14 protein-coding genes are annotated in these 14,204 nt (G+C 69.0%); 6 read left to right on the forward strand and 8 right to left on the reverse strand.

Annotated elements, in window-relative coordinates; genetic code table 11:
• Window positions 1-4 precede the first annotated feature (4 nt).
• Both rutC and rutD read left to right on the forward strand, forming a co-directional pair.
• Window positions 5-391 (forward strand): pyrimidine utilization protein C, encoded by a 387-nt coding sequence (gene rutC / locus GSE44_RS12635; protein WP_159349186.1) that lies wholly within the window; start codon window positions 5-7, stop codon window positions 389-391.
• Complete coding sequence (rutD, locus tag GSE44_RS12640; RefSeq protein WP_159349187.1) at window positions 388-1,158, forward strand: pyrimidine utilization protein D; 771 nt, start codon at window positions 388-390, stop codon at window positions 1,156-1,158. The genes rutC and rutD overlap by 4 nt, the downstream gene beginning before the upstream one ends.
• Window positions 1,159-1,179: 21 nt before the next feature.
• Here rutD and GSE44_RS12645 read toward each other — a convergent pair whose 3' ends face one another.
• The 3 genes from GSE44_RS12645 to GSE44_RS12655 form a co-directional block, all read right to left on the reverse strand.
• The gene (locus GSE44_RS12645; protein WP_159349188.1) at window positions 1,180-1,509 is read right to left on the reverse strand and encodes a DUF962 domain-containing protein; all 330 of its coding nucleotides are present in this window, start codon (window positions 1,507-1,509) and stop codon (window positions 1,180-1,182) included.
• A 64-nt stretch (window positions 1,510-1,573) separates the two neighbouring features.
• Window positions 1,574-2,068, reverse strand: coding sequence for a hypothetical protein (locus GSE44_RS12650; protein WP_201306053.1), 495 nt, complete (start codon window positions 2,066-2,068; stop codon window positions 1,574-1,576).
• 82 nt (window positions 2,069-2,150) lie between these two features.
• Window positions 2,151-3,878, reverse strand: a complete 1,728-nt coding sequence (locus GSE44_RS12655) for an ABC transporter ATP-binding protein (protein ID WP_159349189.1) — start codon at window positions 3,876-3,878, stop codon at window positions 2,151-2,153.
• On the opposite strand from GSE44_RS12655, the gene GSE44_RS12660 reads away from it, so the two are divergent.
• The 3 genes from GSE44_RS12660 (at window position 3,877) to parE (ending at window position 8,506) form a co-directional block, all read left to right on the forward strand.
• Entirely contained in the window at window positions 3,877-5,586 is a 1,710-nt protein-coding gene (locus GSE44_RS12660) for an MFS transporter (RefSeq protein WP_235924764.1), read from the forward strand. The two genes, GSE44_RS12655 and GSE44_RS12660, sit on opposite strands and share 2 nt — an antisense overlap.
• A 322-nt stretch (window positions 5,587-5,908) precedes the next feature.
• Window positions 5,909-6,418 carry a DNA starvation/stationary phase protection protein Dps gene (gene dps / locus GSE44_RS12665; RefSeq protein WP_159349190.1) on the forward strand — a complete coding sequence of 170 codons (510 nt, stop codon included), beginning with the start codon at window positions 5,909-5,911 and terminating at the stop codon, window positions 6,416-6,418.
• A gap of 114 nt (window positions 6,419-6,532) precedes the next feature.
• Window positions 6,533-8,506 (forward strand): DNA topoisomerase IV subunit B, encoded by a 1,974-nt coding sequence (gene parE / locus GSE44_RS12670; RefSeq protein WP_159349191.1) that lies wholly within the window; start codon window positions 6,533-6,535, stop codon window positions 8,504-8,506.
• Window positions 8,507-8,515: 9 nt separating this feature from the next.
• On the opposite strand, the gene GSE44_RS12675 is transcribed toward parE, so the two are convergent.
• On the reverse strand, window positions 8,516-9,403 hold the full coding sequence (locus GSE44_RS12675; RefSeq protein WP_159349192.1) for a LysR family transcriptional regulator: 888 nt from the start codon (window positions 9,401-9,403) through the stop codon (window positions 8,516-8,518).
• 107 nt (window positions 9,404-9,510) lie between these two features.
• On the opposite strand from GSE44_RS12675, the gene GSE44_RS12680 reads away from it, so the two are divergent.
• Window positions 9,511-10,509, forward strand: coding sequence for an aldo/keto reductase (locus GSE44_RS12680; RefSeq protein WP_159349193.1), 999 nt, complete (start codon window positions 9,511-9,513; stop codon window positions 10,507-10,509).
• A 50-nt stretch (window positions 10,510-10,559) separates the two neighbouring features.
• Here GSE44_RS12680 and GSE44_RS12685 read toward each other — a convergent pair whose 3' ends face one another.
• From GSE44_RS12685 to GSE44_RS12700, 4 genes are all read right to left on the reverse strand, one after another.
• Window positions 10,560-11,552: an amidohydrolase family protein gene (locus tag GSE44_RS12685; protein ID WP_235924765.1), complete on the reverse strand. Its 993-nt coding sequence runs from the start codon at window positions 11,550-11,552 to the stop codon at window positions 10,560-10,562.
• Window positions 11,553-11,646: 94 nt separating this feature from the next.
• The gene (locus tag GSE44_RS12690; RefSeq protein WP_159349194.1) at window positions 11,647-12,780 is read right to left on the reverse strand and encodes a DNA topoisomerase IB; all 1,134 of its coding nucleotides are present in this window, start codon (window positions 12,778-12,780) and stop codon (window positions 11,647-11,649) included.
• Between the two features lie 106 nt (window positions 12,781-12,886).
• Window positions 12,887-13,267, reverse strand: a complete 381-nt coding sequence (locus GSE44_RS12695) for a hypothetical protein (protein ID WP_159349195.1) — start codon at window positions 13,265-13,267, stop codon at window positions 12,887-12,889.
• A 34-nt stretch (window positions 13,268-13,301) separates the two neighbouring features.
• The gene (locus GSE44_RS12700) at window positions 13,302-14,018 is read right to left on the reverse strand and encodes an alpha/beta fold hydrolase (RefSeq protein ID WP_159349196.1); all 717 of its coding nucleotides are present in this window, start codon (window positions 14,016-14,018) and stop codon (window positions 13,302-13,304) included.
• Between the last annotated feature and the right edge of the window lie 186 nt (window positions 14,019-14,204).

Here is a 14,204-nt window from a genome sequence, read left to right on the forward strand (position 1 = left end):
CACCATGCCCATGAAGGCCGTCATCCCCGCAGGCTCCGGCAAGCCACTTGCCCCCTATTCCCCCGGCGCCATGGCCGATGGCGTGCTCTACGTCTCCGGCACCCTGCCCTTCGACAAGGACAATAACGTCGTCCACCTGGGCGACGCCGCCGCCCAGACGCGCCATGTGCTGGAACTCATCAAGGACGTGGTGGAAGCTGCGGGCGGCACCATGGCCGATGTCACGATGAACCACATCTTCGTCACCGACTGGGCGAATTACGGCGCGGTCAACACCGTCTATGCGGAGTATTTCCCGGGCGACAAGCCGGCGCGCTACTGCATCCAGTGTGGCTTGGTGAAGCCAGGCGCCCTCGTCGAGATCGCGACCGTCGCGCATATTGGCAAGTGAAGCACGAGATCACGGGCAAGCCCGGCACGGAGGCGGTCGTCCTCTCCGCAGGGCTGGGCGGGGCCGCAGCCTTCTGGGCGCCGCAGCGCGCGGCGCTGGAGGAGCACTTCCAGGTCATCGCCTTCGACCAGCGCGGCACAGGCCGCAACGCCGCCCCCCTGCCCGAGGGCTACACCATCGGCCACATGGCCGATGACGTGGTCGAGGTGCTGGACGCGGCCCGGATCGAACGCGCGCATTTCCTCGGCCACGCCCTGGGTGGGCTCGTCGGGCTGGAACTGGCGCGCCGCCATCCTTCGCGGCTTGCCCGCTTCGTCCCGGTGAATGCCTGGGCGAAGGTCGAGCGTCATTCAGAACGCTGCTTCGACATCCGCATCGGCATCCTGAAGTCGCAGGGCCCTGCGGCCTATGTCGCCGCCCAGCCGCTTTTCCTGCACACCGCCCCGTATATGGCGGCCCATTACGAAAAGCTGGATGCCGAGATCGCCCATGGCACCGCCCATTTCCAGGGCGAGGCGAACCTTCTGAAGCGCATCGGCGCCCTCCGCGCCTTTGACGCGCGCGCGGATCTCGCCACCATCACCGCCCCCACTCTCGTCGCCGCATCCCGCGACGACCTGCTGGTACCCTGGACCGCCTCCCAGGCCCTCGTGGAGGGGCTGCCCAATGCGCGGCTCTGGATCACCGAGACGGGTGGGCACGCCTTCACGGTGGAACAGCCGGAGCCGTTCAACGCCGTTCTGATCGACTTCCTGCTGGAGAGGTAATGCGCCGCGCGCCCCTGCCCGTCACGGCAGGCCGGCGCGGCGCAGCTCCTCGCCAAGCCGGCCGGTCAGGAAAAGCCAAGCCATCCGCAGGTCGGAACCGAGCGACCAGAGCGGATGCGTGAAGGTCGCTGGGCGGTTCCGCTCGATCGCCATATGGCTCACCCAGGCGAAGAGATAGCCGCTCACCACCCCGGCCAGCACGAGCCACCAGCGCCCGGTCACAATGCCGGCCAGGAAAAGGGCAATGCCGAGCAGCGTGCCTGCGACATGCACGCGGCGCGTCAGCGGGTCCGCATGCTCCCGCAGGTAATGCGGCCAGAACTCGGCATAGCTCGCGAAGCGCTCGGACATGGCCTCAGCCTAGCCGCCCAGCCGCCGGACCAGCGAAACAAGCCGCGGTGAGCACGGCTTCTCCTCAGGCCGGCAGCACTAGCGGCGGCACCAGCGGATCCACGCGGAAGCACTTCATCGTCCGCACCGTCAGCAGGGCAAAGCCCGCCAGCAGCGCCAGCTGTGCCATCGCGAAGCTGGTGGGCGGCATGGCGGCCAGCACCGGAACCTTCTGAAATATCTGCGCCACCGCCAGGAAGGCCAGCAGATAGACGCTGACGACCATGGCCACTGCATAGGCTGCGCGCCAGCGCCCTGCCAGGTTCCGGCCGTAACGCGCCACCAGCGCGATGGCTAGCACCGCCAGCGCCACGGCCCCGACGACATGCGAGGGCAACACCCCGTTGAAGGGAAAGCCGAAGCCTGTGACGCTGGTCCCGATCGCCGTGACCAGGAAGAGCACGGTCCAGCCGCGTCGCTCCCGTCCCGCAAGCATTCCGCCCACCACCGGCAAGCCGGCTGCGAGGGCAATTAGGCTCATCCAGGTGTGGAAGCCCGTGTAGGTCGTCGGATCGAACATGGCGCATCCTCCGTCATCCGGAGCGTTACGCTATCGCATAGGACCCGCGGCCGCTTGGATAATCCTGCTGCGCCCCCCAGGGTCACCCCGCCCGCTGCACCGCCGCCAGCCGCGAATACACCCCGCCCCGGCCAAGCAGCTCCCCATGCCGCCCCTGCTCCACCACCCGGCCTTGGTCGACCACCACGATGCGGTCCGCATCCCGGATCGTCGCGAGACGATGCGCGATCACCAGGCTCGTCCGGCCTTCGGACAGCTCCTGCAGCGAGGCCTGGATCGCCCGCTCCGTCTCCGTGTCCAGCGCCGAGGTCGCCTCGTCCAGGATCAGGATCGGCGGGTTCTTCAGGAAGATGCGCGCGATCGCGAGGCGCTGCTTCTGCCCGCCCGAGAGCTTCACCCCGCGCTCTCCGATCACGGTGTCCAGCCCCTCCGGCAGCGCCGCGATCACCCCGTCCAGCCGCGCTCGCCGCGCAGCCTCCAGGATCTCGGCCTCGGATGCGCCGAGGCGCCCATAGGCGATGTTCTCCCGGATCGTGCCGCCGAACAGGAACACGTCCTGCTGCACGATCCCGATCTGCCCCCGCAGCGAGGCCAGCGTCATATCCGCGATGTCGATCCCGTCGACGGTGATCCGCCCGCCCGTCGTCTCGTAGAAACGCGGCAGCAGGGAGCAGAGCGTCGTCTTCCCCGCGCCCGAGGGGCCAACGAAGGCCACCGTCTCCCCAGGACGGATATGCAGGTCTATCCCGTCCAGCACCGGACGGCCAGCCGATTCGGGGGCGCCATAGGCGAAGCGCACGCCCTCGTAGCGGATCTCGCCGCGCAGTTCGGACACTGCCAGCGCCTCCGGCCGGTCGGCGATGTCGGGCGCGGTGTCCATCAGCTCCGTGTAGCGGCGGAAGCCCGCTATGCCCTTCGGATAGGTCTCCATGACCGAGTTGATCTTCTCCACCGGCCGGAAGAACACGCCCACCAGCAGAAGGAAGCCGATGAATCCGCCAGCCGTCAGCTCGCCCCGGAGGACGAACCAGCTTCCCGCCACCATCACCACCACCTGCGTCAGCCGCATCGACAGGTAGGAGAGCGCCCCGCTCGCCGCCATCAGCCGGTAGGCCTCCAGCTTCGTCGAGCGATAGCCCTCGTTGTCCCGTGCGAAGAGGCGCCGCTCGTGGTCCTCATTGGCGAAGGCCTGCACCACGCGGATGCCGCCGACATTCTCCTCGATCCGGGCATTGAAATTGCCCACCCGCCCGTAGATCGCCCGCCAGTTCCGCGTCATCCGGCCGCCGAAGCGCGCCGTCAGCCAGCCCGTCAGCGGCACGATGGCCGCGGTGATCAGCGCGAGTTCCGGATTCACCGCGAACATCAGCGCGAAAGCGCCGAGGAACGTCATCACCGCGATGAACAGGTCCTCCGGCCCGTGATGAGCGACCTCCCCGATCTCCTCCAGGTCCTTGGTGAGGCGGCCCACCAGATGTCCTGTCTTGTGATTGTCATAATAGGAGAAGGAGAGCTTCTGGAGATGCGAGAAGGCCTTCCGGCGCATCTCGGTCTCGATGTTGATGCCCAGCATGTGGCCCCAATAGGTGACCACCGCCATCAACCCCGCATTCAGCAGGTACACCACCAGCAGCGCCGCCGCCGCCAGGCCGATCAAGGGCCAGTCCTGCCCCGGGAGCAGCCGGTCCACGAAGGCCTTCACAGCAAGGGGGAAGCCCAGCTCCAGCAGCCCGGACAGGACGGCGCAACCGAAGTCCATTAGGAAGAGGCGCCGGTGCGGGCGGTAATATGAAAAGAAGCGCTTGAGCATGGCGCCACGCTCTACCACCCTGTCGGGCGCGCCGCACCGCAGAAGGCAGTCCGACGCCTTCCGCCATGTCCGGCGGGACACGAAACCGCCACCTTCCTACGGCCTTTCCCCACCAATGCCCGCACCCGCCGCCTTCGTTCCCTTCCGGAACCCTGCCTTCCGGATGCTCTGGATCGCGACACTCGTCAGCAACATCGGCGGCTGGGTGCAAAGCACCGCCGCGGGCTGGCTGATGACCTCGCTCTCCCCATCGCCGGTCATGGTCAGCCTCGTGCAGGTGGCAACGCTTCTCCCCGTGTTCCTTCTCGCCCTGCCGGCGGGCGCGCTGGCGGACACCATGGACCGCCGCCGCTTTCTCATCGCCACGCAGATCTGGCTCATCGCAACCGCCATCATTCTCTGCGTCCTGACGGCCGCGGGCGTCCTCGGCCCCTGGGGCCTCCTGGCGCTCACCTTCTGCATCGGCATGGGCGCGGCGGCGAACTTCCCCGCCTTCGGCGCGACCACGCCGGAACTGGTCCCGCGAGAGGACCTGGTGCAGGCCATCGTGCTGAACGGCATGGGCTTCAACCTGGCCCGCGCCGTCGGCCCGGCCCTGGGTGGCGTGGTGCTCGGCTGGGCGGGCGCGCAATTCGCCTTCGCGCTCAATGCCATCTGCTTCTGCGTGCTCATCACCGCGCTCTTCTTCTGGAAACGCGCCCCGGATGCCGACACCACGCCGCGCGAAGGGCTGGTGGACGCGATGGGGAGCGGCGTGCGCTACGTCCTGGCCAGTCCGGTCATGCGCGGCATCATCATCCGCTCCACACTGTCCTTCTTCGCCGGCTCGGCGGTCTGGGGCCTGCTGCCCCTCCTCGTGCGCTTCCAGCTGGGCCTCGGGCCAGAGGCCTTCGGCATGATGCTGGGGGCTATGGGCGTGGGAGCGGTGGCCGCGAGCTTCGCCCTACCGTCGCTCCGCAACGTCATGACCCGCTCAAACACCGTGGTGGGTTGCGGGATCGGCATTGGGCTCTCGATGACCCTGCTCGGCCTCTCTCATCACTGGCTGCCCGCGGGCATCGCCATGCTACTCTACGGCGCTTCCTGGCTCGGGATGACCTCCACCCTTGGCGCCGCGGCCCAGATGGCGGCGAGGCCCTGGGTCCGGGCGCGGGCGCTCGGCCTGTTTCAGGTGGCGACCTTCGGCGCCATGGCCCTCGGCTCCACCTTGGGCGGCGTCGGCGGTGCCACCATCGGGGTGCCCTACACCGTCGTCGCCTTCGGCCTGACGAGCGTCATCCTGTCCCTTGTCGTGCGCCACCTGCCGATCGAATCCGGACCGGCTGCCCCGGCCCGGCCAAACCAGGTGGAGCCGGTTCCGGAGGCCCCCGCGCCTGAACTCCTGCCCACCCTCCGCACCGCCGAGGCGCGGCTGCTCGAATCTGTTCGTTACGCTGTGCCCGCCACTTCACGGAACGCGTTCCTGCGCGCCATGGCCGAGGTGCGCGGCGTGCGGCTGCGCGCCGGCGCCACCTTCTGGCGCCTCTACGAGGACGTGGCGCATCCGGAACGCTATGTCGAACTCTGGTCGGTCCGCTCCTGGACGGACCATCTGCGCGAGCAGTCACGCCTCTCCGAGCACGACCACACCATCCTCGCCGCCGCCGCGGCCTTCCAGCAGGAGGGCACGGCGCCGGAAGCCGAGCGCTTCGTGCAGCTTCCGGTGTAATGGCCCGGCAGCGCCGCCTGCACGGGGCCGCTTGGCATCCCGCGGCGGCTGGTGGCTCATGCCCCCGTGCTGCCTTCCAGTAGTCCATTGCGCCGAGAGGGCCTGCAGATCGGCACCATTACCCTCCAACCTTCCTGCGCAGGGGCGGACGCACACAGCGGAACGGGCAGGCGCGCCTGGGCCTCCCGCCCCCGGCACGGCCATGCGATCCTCTCGGTGCAGGGGCGTGCGCGAAACCTTCCCTTCGCTGAGGCATTCGGGTTGCCGAAGGCGCGTCATGACCCTTCATCTGACCCGTCAAGCGGAACCCGAGGAGCCCCCGATGCCGAAGACCGAAGCCGCCAAGGTGCCGAACAAAACGCGCAACGACACACCGAACAACGGCAAGGCGGTCAGCGTCGGCGTGCTGCAGAGTGCCCTCGCCGACATCATCGACCTGACCAATGCGACCCGCCAGGCGCATTGGAACGTCAAGGGCAGCCACTTCTACGGCTTGCACAAGATGTTCGAGGAATTCTACATCATGCTGAACGCGCAGACGGATGAGCTGGCCGAACGTGCCGTGCAGCTTGGCGGCATACCGGACGGCACCACGCAGGCCGTCGGCGCCCAGACCAAGATCACCCCTTATGACGCCAAGATCCTTGACGGGATGGATCACTGCACGGCACTGGCCGACCGCTACGCCCAAATGGCGCAGGCCCTGCGCGAGGGCATCGACACCACCGACGAGGCTGGTGACGCCGACACCTCGGACCTGCTGACCCAGGTCTCCCGGGAGGTGGACAAGGCGCTGTGGATGATCGAGGCCCATCTGCAGGGCAAGCACTGACCCCATCCACGGCCCCGTCCGTACGCAGCCCCGCCCCCGGCGCCCCAGGTGCCGGGGGCGGTTGCATTTCGGGCCCATGGCGAGGTAGTTTGGGCCAGGGGACCAGAACAAGACATGAACGACCTATTCGGCGGTCGCCCCCCCAAGGGCGCGGCCCAGCAATCCTATTCCGCCGCCGACATCGAGGTGCTGGAAGGCCTGGAGCCTGTCCGCCGCCGCCCCGGCATGTATATCGGGGGCACCGACGAGAACGCCCTCCATCACCTGGCCTCCGAAGTCATCGACAATGCGATGGACGAGGCGGTGGCCGGCCATGCCGACCGTATCGAGGTCACGCTGGAGCCTGACAACTGGCTAACCGTGCGCGACAATGGCCGCGGCATCCCGGTGGACCCGCATCCCAAGTTCCCGAAGCTTTCGGCGCTGGAGGTGATCCTCACCACCCTCCACTCGGGGGGCAAGTTCAGTGGCAAGGCCTATGACACCTCGGGCGGCCTCCATGGCGTCGGCTCCTCGGTGGTCAACGCCCTCTCCGAGCGGATGGAGGTGGAGGTCGCCCGCGACCGCACGCTCTTCACCCAGGATTATTCACGCGGAAAGCCGCTCGGGAAGCTGAAGAACGCCGGCCCGGTCCATAACCGCCGCGGCACCACCATCCGCTTCCGCCCGGACCCTGACATCTTCGGCAAGCAGCAGTTCCTGGCCGCGCGCCTGTACCGCTTCTGCCGATCCAAGGCCTATCTCTACAAGGGCGTCGAGATCCGCTGGTCCTGCGATCCGCGGCTGATCAAGGACGACACCCCCGCCCAGGCAACCCTCCACTTCCCCGGCGGCCTTTCGGACTACCTGGCCGCCGCCATCGAGGGAAAGCCCACTGTCATCCCGACCCCCTGGGCCGGTGAATCCACCTTCCCCGGCGGCGCCGGCCGCGCCGAATGGGCAGCGACCTGGCTGGAGCAGGGCGAGGGCTTCCTCTCGACCTACGCGAACACCATCCCCACCCCCCAGGGCGGCACGCATGAGGCCGGCTTCCGCAACGCCCTGGTGAAGGGCCTGCGCGCTTATGGCGAGCTGAGGAAGGAGAAGCGCGCCGCCAGTGTGACGGCGGAGGACCTGTTCGGCGGCCTCGCGGGCATGGTCTCGGTCTTTGTGCGCGACCCGCAGTTTCAGGGGCAGACCAAGGACAAGCTCACCTCGCCCGAGGCGTCGCGCCTGGTGGAAGGGGCGCTGCGCGACCATTTCGACCACTGGCTTACCGGCGACACGCGCAACGCCGACAACCTCCTCTCCTGGGCGATCGAGCGCGCGGAAGAGCGCATCCGCCGCAAGGAGCAGAAGGACACCCCCCGCAAGTCCGCGACGCGCAAGCTGCGTCTGCCCGGCAAGCTGGCCGATTGCTCCAGCGAGAATGCCGCCAGCACCGAGTTGTTCCTCGTCGAGGGTGACTCCGCCGGCGGCTCGGCCAAGCAGGCCCGCGACCGCATGACCCAGGCCGTGCTGCCCCTGCGCGGCAAGATCCTGAACGTTGCCTCCGCCAGCACGGAGAAGCTGCGCGCGAACCAGGAACTCCGGGACCTCGTGGAGGCGCTGGGCTGCGGCATCGGCGACCGCTTTGACCTTGCGCGGCTCCGCTACGGCCGCATCATCGTCATGACGGACGCCGATGTGGACGGCGCGCATATTGCCGCCCTGCTGATGACGTTCTTCTATAAGGAACTGCCGGCCCTGGTTCGGGAGGGGCGCGTCTTCCTTGCCCAGCCGCCCCTGTACCGGCTGCAGCATGGCGCCAAGAGCATCTATGCGCGCGACGATGCGGACCGCGAGCGCATCCTGAAGCGCGAGTTCAAGGCGAACCAGAAGGTCGAGGTCAGCCGCTTCAAGGGCCTGGGCGAAATGCCCCCTGCCGCCCTCAAGGAGACGACGATGGACCCGAGGAAGCGCACCCTGCTGCGCGTCGTTCTGCCGCAGGAAGCCCGCGCCGAAACGGCCGAGCTGATCGAGGCGCTGATGGGCCGCAAGCCTGAGCTGCGCTTCAAGTTCATCCAGGAGAACGCGTCCAAGCTGGATGAGGCGGAGGTGGACGTCTGAGCCTTCCGCTCAGCGCTCCGCCTTTACGAAGTCGATGAAGGCCCGCAGCGCCGCCGGCATGTGGCGGCGCGACGGGTAATATAGGAACGGCCCCTCGAAGGGCGGCAGCCAGTCTTCCAGCAGAGAGACGAGCCGCCCATCCTCGATGGCCTTCCGCGCCCAACCCTCGAAGGTCACGAAGAAGCCCAGCCCGTCTATGGCGGCGGACAGGGCGAGCGGCGCGTCATTCGTCACCAGCGGCCCCTCGGGCCGTATGCTGACCACCTCCCCCGCCCGTTCGAACTCCCAGGCCGGCAGGGCCCCACTCGCGAAGCGGAAGCGGATACAGGGGCGGCGCAGCAACGCCCGCGGCTCCTCCGGCGCGCCCACCACGGCGAGCAGCGCCGGGGAGGCCACCAGCACATAGCGCTGCGGGCCGCCGAGCGGCACCGCGATCATATCCCGCGCCAGGCTCTCCCCGTAGCGCACTCCGGCATCGAAGCCACCCTGCACGATATCGACGAAGCCTGTCTCCGAGGTTACGTCCACCACCACTCGCGGATGCCGCGCCTGGAAGCGTGGCAACATCGGCGCGAGCACGAGTTGCGCGGCAGGCGGCGGCGCATTGATGCGCAGCGTGCCGGAAACGGCGGCTCCGGCCTGCCCGGCCGCGTCCAGCGCCGCCTCGATCTCCCCCAGCGCCGGCGCGAGCCGCGCCAGCAGCGAGGCACCGGCCTCGGTCGGGCTTACGCTGCGCGTGGTCCGGTTCAGCAGCCGAGCGCCGATCCGGTCCTCCAGCGCGCGGATGCGCTCCGTCGCGCTGGATGGCGAAAGCCCCGCCTCGAGCGCCGCACGGCGGAAGCTGCCATGCCGCGCGATCGCCGCCAGAAGCTCCAGGTCCTCTAGCGAGGCACGCATTCTTCGGCTGCTCCGAACAACCCATGCGGATCATACGGGATTAAAGGTCAGGCGCCAGGGCGTCATATGCGCCGCAGCCCATCCTGGGCATCGAACGGAGATCAACGATGGAACAGCGTCGCCTCGGCACCACCGGCCCCACTGTCTCCGCCATCGGCCTCGGCTGCATGGGCATGTCGGACTTCTACGGCCCCGCGGATCGGTCGGAGAGCCTGGCCACCATCGCTATGGCGGTGGAGCACGGCATCACCCTGCTCGACACCGGCGACTTCTACGGCATGGGGCACAACGAAATGCTGATCGGCGAGGCGCTGCGCAGCCTCCCGCGCGACAACCTCACCATCAGCGTGAAGTTCGGCGCTCTGCGCGGCCCGGACCTGTCATGGGGCGGCTATGACTCCCGCCCAGCGGCCGTGAAAAACTTCCTCGCCTACAGCCTGCAGCGCCTCGGCACCGGCCATATCGACATCTACCGCCCGGCGCGGCTCGACCCCCAGGTTCCGATCGAGGAGACGGTCGGCGCCATGGCCGATCTCGTGAAGGCCGGGCATATCCGCCATATCGGGCTCTCGGAGGTCGGCGCGCAGACCATCCGCCGTGCCCATGCCGTGCACCCGATCGCCGACCTCCAGATCGAATACTCGCTGCTCTCGCGCGGCATCGAGGCGGAGATCCTTGCCACCTGCCGGGAACTCGGCATCGGCATCACCGCCTATGGCGTGCTGTCGCGCGGGCTGATCAGCGGCCATTGGTCAAAGCAACGCGGTGGCCCGCAGGACTTCCGCGCCGCCTCCCCCCGCTTCCAGGGCGAGAACCTCGACCGCAACCTCGCCTTGGCGGAGGCGCTGCGCGGTATCGCGCAGGCGCATGGCGTCACCGTCGCACAGCTCGCCATTGCCTGGGTCGCGGCGCGTGGCGCGGACATCGTCCCCCTGGTTGGCGCGCGCCGACGGGACCGGCTGGAGGAAGCCCTGGGCGCGGCAACCATCCGCCTGGACGCGGAGACGCTGGCTGCCATCGAGCGGGCGGTGCCGGCTGGGGCCGCGGCAGGCGCCCGCTATGCGGAAGCCCAGCTCGCCCATATGGACAGCGAAGCGCGGCACTGAGAGGCTAGGGCCGCCCCGCGCCGGCAGCACAGCCGGCACGGGGCACCCGCCTAGGCGCGGGGGAAGTCGTAAAGAATGGCCGGATTGTCGACCAGTATGCGCTTGCGCGCTGCCTCGTCCGGCACCCATTCCGTCAGCAGGTCGAACAACGCTGCATCGTCGGGCTTCTCCGGCGGCTCGGTCACATGGGGCCAGTCGCTCGCCCAGACGCAGCGTTCCGGCGCGGCGGTCGCATAGCCACGCGCGACGGGGATCGTGTCGGACCAGCGGCCCGCGGGACCGACCTTCGTGTCCATATAGGCGCCCGACAGCTTCACCCAGGCCTTGTTGCGCTCCAGCAGCCGCCGGACGGCGGCATAGCCTGGATGCTCGACCCCCTTGTCCATCGGCACCCGGCCCATGTGGTCGAAGACGATGGGCGAGGCGAGGCGCGAGAGCAGCGCCTCGTTCTCCGCGATCTGGCCGGCCAGCATATGGATCTGAGTGTGCCAGCCCATCGCCTGCACCCTGGCCGAAAGCGGCTCCAGCATGTCGAGCGTGGTCACGCCCGCCTGGACCAGGTTGAAGCGGATGCCGCGCACCCCTGCCTCGTGCATGTCGCGCAACTGGGCGTCGGTCACGCTCGTATCCACCACCGCGACCATGCGCGTCCGCTCCGGCCCCAGCTCCCGCATCGCCTGCAGGTGCAGCCTGTTGTCCGTGCCATAGGTGGAGGGCGTGACCAGCACCGAGCGCTGCGTTCCCAGCCGCCGCGCCAGCGCCTGGTAATCCGCCGGAGAGGCATCGGGCGGCCGGAGCTGCGTGCGCGGATCGGGCGGGAAGCGCGCGTCATAGACGTGGTGGTGGCAATCCGTCGCCAGGTGCGGTGCGGGCGTGCGCGGCGCCTCGGTGCCGCTGGAGAACTTCACGGGCCCGGCCACGCCGCGCACCATTCCCGCCGCTCCGGCGGCCTGCGCCGAGGCCGGCCGCGATGCCGGTAGCCCGGCCGCCATGAGCACTCCCGCGCCGCACAGCGCAGCCCGGCGCGAAAAGAGTTCGTTCATTTGCATCCTCCCGCCGCGTCAGCTTCCAGCGCCGCTGCGGCAAGGAAGCATGGCGGCAGCGAGCCGCCCGGTCGAATGACAGCTGCGCGCGCGCTCAGGCCGCCACCGCTGCCCGCCCGGCCACCTTCCGCGCGCGCGGCCTTGGCGCGGCATCTTTCTTGACCTTGAGCCGCGCCAGCAGCGCCAGCACGGCAGCTTCCTCCGGGCGAAGGTCCTCCATCTCCTCGCGCAGCTCCTCCTCTGCGCGCCCGGCCATCTCCAGCGCCAGCTGGCCGTCCATGTAGCCATCCAGAAGGTCCGGATGGACGTAGCACTTGCGGCAGACAGTGGGCGTGTTCCCCAGCCGTGCGGCCACGCTCTCGATTGCAGCCCGGATGTTGCGCTTCGCCGCCGCCTGGCTGTCCACGGCCTCGAACTCCCGCAGCGCGAGGGCGGCCATAACCGTGCCAGCCCAGGTGCGGAAATCCTTCGCCGTGATGTCGCGCCCTGTGATCCCGCGCAGGTAGTCGTTCACGTCTCCCGAGGTAACGTCATGCGGCGTGCCATCCTCGTCCACATAGGCGAAGAGCTCCTGTCCCGGCAGGTCCTGGCATTCTCGCACCACCTTCGCCACGCGCCGGTCCTGCACGCCGAGCTTCCAGGTCTTCCCGCTCTTGCCCTTGAAGGCGAAGCGCATCGTCTCGCCCTTCACGGCCACATGCCGGTTCCGCAGCGTGGTAAGGCCGAAGGAGCCATTCTCCTTCGCATAGTCGTCGTTGCCGACGCGGATCAGCGTCGTCTCCAGCAGTCGGACGATGGTGGCCAGCACCTTCTCGCGCGGCAGGCCCTTGCGGCGTAGGTCGGCCGCGACGCGCGCCCGGATCGCGGGTAGCGCCTCGGCAAACTCCGCCATGTGCTCGTATTTCGTGGCATCCCGCGTCTCGCGCCAGCGCGGGTGGTAGCGGTACTGCTTGCGACCCCGCGCGTCGCGGCCCGTGGCCTGGATGTGCCCGTTGGCATGGGGGCAGATCCAGACATCGGTATAGGCCGGCGGAATGGCCAGGGAGCGGATGCGCTCCAGCACCGCCTCGTCCTTCACCAATTGCCCGGCAGCGTCGCGATAGACGAAGCCATCGCCCTTCGGCTCGCGGGTGATGCCGGGCTTCGCGTCGCTGACATAGCGGAGCCCGGCTGCGCGGGCGGCTTCCTTTGGCTCGACGATGGTCTCGGCGCTATCGGTATCGGGCATGGGCAGCGTTCCTTCCGGCAAAAGGAAGCGATGCCCGGGGATCACGGTTTCAGCGCCACGCCCGCCGGCGCCGCAATCGGCGCCGCCCTGTCCCAGCGGAGGGGTTTCAGCCCACGCGTCCCCAAGCCCGCTGCCCATTGGGCGCCAGGCAGCCGCAGGCGTCGCCCGCGCTCAGATTCCGGTCCAGCGGGCAGACATAGGCGCCCGCATAGCAGGTCTGCCCTGGCGGACGCGGCACGGAATAGGCGGGCGGTGGCGGCGCATAGGCCGGAAATGGAGGCGCGTAATAGGCAGGCGGGGGCACCACCGGATAGCCGTATGCGTAGGGATAGGCCGGGTAGGCGGGATAAGCCGGATAGACCGGCACCCCGATGCCGATTCCGAAGCTTGCCCCACCGTGCGCATCGGCGGGGGCGGTGAGGATGAGCGGCGACGCCAGCAGCGCCGCCGCCAGGGCAATGCGCCTGGCGACCATCATGCGGACCATATGGGAAGCGTCCGGCGGCCTTGGAAGGCTCTGCTCAGGCAAGCCATTCACGCATCAGCGTGGTCACCGCCGCGGGCTCCTCCATGCTCGGCAGATGCGCGCAGCCGGGCAGGATATGCAGCACGGCGCCAGCGATTCCCGCCGCGATCTCCCGCGCCAGTTCCGGCGGTGTAAGCACATCCGCCTCACCCGCGACCACAAGGGTCGGCACGGCGATGCTGGCCAGATACGGGCGCGAATCCGGGCGCCCCAGGATTGCCTCCTGCTGCCGCAGGAAGGCATCGCGCCCGACCCGTTCCGCCATGTCCATTACCTCGCCCGCGAGTGGCCCGGGCAGGTTCCGCTCATGCAGAAGGCGCGGCAGCAGGCGCGGCGTCACCCCCTTGAAGCGCCCGGAGCGCGTCAGCGACATCAGCCCCCGCCGCTGTTTCGCCTGCTCCGCCGTGTCCTGGCGCGCAGAGGTGTCGAACAGCGCCAGCCGCGTCACGCGGTCACGCGCCTGCCGCATCACCTCGAAGGCCACGTATCCGCCCATGGATAGGCCCGCCAGGGCAAAGGGCCCCTCCACCATGGCGATCGCCCGCGCCGCCATGGCCGGCACGCCGGCATCCAGCGTCAGATCCGCCACCACCGGCTCAGCAAGGTCGGTGAGCCCTGCCACCTGGTCCCGCCACAGCCGTTCGTCGCAGAGCAGCCCAGGCAGGAGGAGCAGCGGCATCGGTCCGGCGACGGGAAGCGGGACAGCGGGCATGCCTACGTGGTAATGACGCCTCGCAGCCCATGCAACCGCCCGGATTTTTCCGCTCCGGCTTGCATCCGAAGCGTTGCGGGCGCATATCGCGCGCGAGCGGCTGCGTGTCGCGCTGCTGGGGCATTGGGCTCCGCCGCGCCACGCCGGACCATCGGCCGGGCGCCCTCCGGCACGCCGCACGGCGCC

This window comes from Muricoccus harenae, from assembly GCF_009848505.1.
GTDB lineage: Bacteria > Pseudomonadota > Alphaproteobacteria > Acetobacterales > Acetobacteraceae > Roseomonas > Roseomonas harenae.

Coding starts and splice junctions, on each gene's coding strand:
- GSE44_RS12655 (WP_159349189.1), bottom strand. CDS start 3,878: ATGCTCAAGCGCTTCTTTTCATATTACCGCCCGCACCGGCGCCTCTTC.
- GSE44_RS12690 (WP_159349194.1), bottom strand. CDS start 12,780: ATGCCCGATACCGATAGCGCCGAGACCATCGTCGAGCCAAAGGAAGCC.
- GSE44_RS12645 (WP_159349188.1), bottom strand. CDS start 1,509: ATGTCCGAGCGCTTCGCGAGCTATGCCGAGTTCTGGCCGCATTACCTG.
- parE (WP_159349191.1), top strand. CDS start 6,533: ATGAACGACCTATTCGGCGGTCGCCCCCCCAAGGGCGCGGCCCAGCAA.
- rutC (WP_159349186.1), top strand. CDS start 5: ATGCCCATGAAGGCCGTCATCCCCGCAGGCTCCGGCAAGCCACTTGCC.
- GSE44_RS12695 (WP_159349195.1), bottom strand. CDS start 13,267: ATGGTCCGCATGATGGTCGCCAGGCGCATTGCCCTGGCGGCGGCGCTG.
- GSE44_RS12675 (WP_159349192.1), bottom strand. CDS start 9,403: ATGCGTGCCTCGCTAGAGGACCTGGAGCTTCTGGCGGCGATCGCGCGG.
- GSE44_RS12685 (WP_235924765.1), bottom strand. CDS start 11,552: ATGAACGAACTCTTTTCGCGCCGGGCTGCGCTGTGCGGCGCGGGAGTG.
- GSE44_RS12650 (WP_201306053.1), bottom strand. CDS start 2,068: ATGTTCGATCCGACGACCTACACGGGCTTCCACACCTGGATGAGCCTA.
- GSE44_RS12680 (WP_159349193.1), top strand. CDS start 9,511: ATGGAACAGCGTCGCCTCGGCACCACCGGCCCCACTGTCTCCGCCATC.
- dps (WP_159349190.1), top strand. CDS start 5,909: ATGCCGAAGACCGAAGCCGCCAAGGTGCCGAACAAAACGCGCAACGAC.
- GSE44_RS12660 (WP_235924764.1), top strand. CDS start 3,877: ATGGCGCCACGCTCTACCACCCTGTCGGGCGCGCCGCACCGCAGAAGG.
- GSE44_RS12700 (WP_159349196.1), bottom strand. CDS start 14,018: ATGCCCGCTGTCCCGCTTCCCGTCGCCGGACCGATGCCGCTGCTCCTC.